At 36.8% G+C, this 2,803-nt stretch carries 2 protein-coding genes; both read left to right on the top strand.

The window, feature by feature from the left end; all coding sequences use genetic code 11:
• Positions 1–147: 147 nt before the first annotated feature.
• The gene (locus COE49_RS26535) at positions 148–1,494 is read left to right on the top strand and encodes a 2-hydroxycarboxylate transporter family protein (RefSeq protein WP_000512840.1); all 1,347 of its coding nucleotides are present in this window, start codon (positions 148–150) and stop codon (positions 1,492–1,494) included.
• A 59-nt stretch (positions 1,495–1,553) separates the two neighbouring features.
• Positions 1,554–2,753, top strand: a complete 1,200-nt coding sequence (locus COE49_RS26530) for an NAD(P)-dependent malic enzyme (RefSeq protein ID WP_098946156.1) — start codon at positions 1,554–1,556, stop codon at positions 2,751–2,753.
• Positions 2,754–2,803: the final 50 nt, after the last annotated feature.

Here is a 2,803-nt window from a genome sequence, read left to right as displayed (position 1 = left end):
AGACTTTCTCCACAGCCTGATATAAGCGACTTATTATAAGTCGCTTATACTTTTTTTAATTACAAAATCAATTACAAAACTTACAAAAACTATTTTTACTATTGAAAGCGTTTTAATATTGTTATTAAGAAAACAAGGGGGTGCCATATGGGAATTCGAAAGGATATGGAAGCGATATCATTATCAGAGGAGAATGAGGTACAAAGAGAGTCTTTCGCTTCTAAAATTATGAATGTAAAAATCGGTGTTATACCTTTACCGTTATACGTAGTATTGGCTGCTATTATTTATGGGGCATCTGTATATAATAAATTGCCAGCTGATATGATTGGTGGATTTGCAGTTATTATGATTATGGGTATTTTCTTAGGTGACATTGGGATGAGAATTCCAATTTTAAAAAACATCGGTGGTCCAGCAATTCTTTCATTATTTGTTCCATCGTTACTTGTATTTTTTAACTGGATGAATCCAGCTTCAATGGAAGCTGCGACTATGTTAATGAAAAAATCGAACTTTTTATATTTATATATTTCTTGTTTAGTAGTTGGAAGTATTTTAGGAATGAACCGTAAAGTATTAGTACAAGGTTTCGTTCGCATGTTTATTCCTTTAGTGGTAGGGACGCTAGCTTCTATAGCGGTAGGCCTATTAGTAGGTTCGTTATTTGGATTTGAAATGAAGCAGACATTCTTCTTTATCATTGTACCAATTGTGAGTGGTGGTATTGGGGAAGGGATTTTACCATTATCATTAGCTTATGGTGATATTTTAAATGAGTCATCAGCAACATTTGTATCACAACTTATTCCTGCAGCTATTATCGGGAATATGTTTGCAATTGTGAGTGCAGGCTATATGAAGCGTTTAGGTGAGAAAAAACCTGAGCTTAGTGGTAACGGTGTATTAGTGAAGACAGACAATCAAGCAGAATTATTAAAAGAACAAAATACAGAGAAGCCAATTGACTTCTCATTAATGGGAGCAGGTTTATTAATTGCATGTACGTTCTTCATCTTTGGAGGATTCGCTTCTAAGTTCATCGGGATTCCTGGGGCAATCATTATGATTTTCTCAGCAGCACTTGTGAAGTACTTTAAATTAATGCCAGCAAAAATGGAGCAAGGAGCATTCCATTTATATAAATTTATTTCAAAAAATTTAACATGGCCGTTAATGGTTGGCTTGGGGTTACTATATATTCCGTTAAAAGACGTAGCGGCAGTGCTTTCTGTAGGATATGTTGTTGTGTGTGCATCAGTTGTTCTTACAATGGTAGCATCAGGATTTCTTGTAGGAAAAGTGATGAAAATGTACCCTGTTGAATCAGCAATTGTAACGGGATGTCATAGTGGTTTAGGTGGAACTGGAGATGTTGCGATTCTATCAGCTTCAAATCGTATGGAATTAATGCCCTTTGCGCAAATTTCAACGCGTTTAGGTGGAGCGGCAGTGGTCGTAACGGCAACAATTTTATTAAAAATGTTTTCATGATCAAACAAGCTAGCTATATTCATATAGCTAGCTTGTCAAATTAAGGAGAGATTATAAGTATGTTAGAAAATCAAATTAATGAAAGATCATTGTTATTGCATAAAGAGTTAGTAGGGAAAATTGAGATTACAAGTAAGGTGGAAGTGAATTCAGCGGACGATTTAAGCTTGACTTATACACCAGGTGTGGCGGAGTCTTGTAAAGCAATTGCAGCAGATGAAGAAGCAGCTTACGACTATACAGCACGTGGTAATATGGTAGCGGTTGTCTCAGATGGAACTGCAGTACTTGGCTTAGGGAATATTGGACCGAAAGCGGCTATGCCTGTTATGGAAGGTAAAAGTATTTTATTCAAGAAATTTGCGAATGTAGATGCATTCCCGTTATGTCTAGGAACGACGGATGTAGATGAAATCGTTACCCTTGTGAAAAATTTAGAGCCTACATTTTCAGGTATCAATTTAGAAGATATTGCAGCGCCACGTTGCTTTGAAATTGAAAAAAGATTAAAAGAAGAAACGAATATTCCTGTATTCCATGATGATCAACATGGAACAGCTATTGTCGTTTTAGCAGCTGTTATTAATGCACTAAAAGTCGTAAGTAAACAAATGGATAATGTGAAAATTGTTATTAACGGTGCTGGTTCGGCAGGAATTGCAATTGGAAAATTATTATTAAAAGCCGGTGCAAAACATATTACGTTAGTTAGCTTAGAAGGTATTGTTTGTGAAGGGGAAACATGGATGAATGAAGCGCAAATCGAAGTTTCAAAGAAAACAAATCGAGAATTCGTGCGCGGAACATTAAAGGAAGCGATTCATCAGGCTGATATTTTCATTGGTGTATCTGCCCCTAACGTATTAACGAAAGAACTTGTACAGACGATGAATGAGAAGCGAATTGTGTTTGCAATGGCGAATCCAATTCCAGAAATATTCCCAGAAGATGCATTAGCAGCTGGTGCAGCAGTAGTAGGAACTGGACGTTCTGATTACTCGAATCAAGTAAATAATGTATTGGCGTTCCCAGGAATATTCCGCGGTGCGTTAGATGTGCGAGCGACTGATATTACAGAAGAGATGAAATTAGCGGCAGCATATGGAATCGCTAACATCATTACGGATGAAGAGCTTCATGCGAGTTATGTAATTCCAAATCCATTAGATAAAAGAGTTGTTCCAAGTGTTGCAGAAGCAGTAGCAAAAGCAGCCATTGATTCAGGAGTGGCACAGATTACGAAAATGCCAAGTTATTAATAGTTAAAAGCAGTGCCTAAAAAGGCACTGCTTTTTCAGGCTGTGGAGAA

The organism is Bacillus sp. AFS029637 (assembly GCF_002584985.1).
Lineage (GTDB): Bacteria > Bacillota > Bacilli > Bacillales > Bacillaceae_G > Bacillus_A.
The sequence above is the reverse complement of the archived record's forward strand: the minus strand, read 5'-3'. Positions and strand labels throughout refer to the sequence as shown.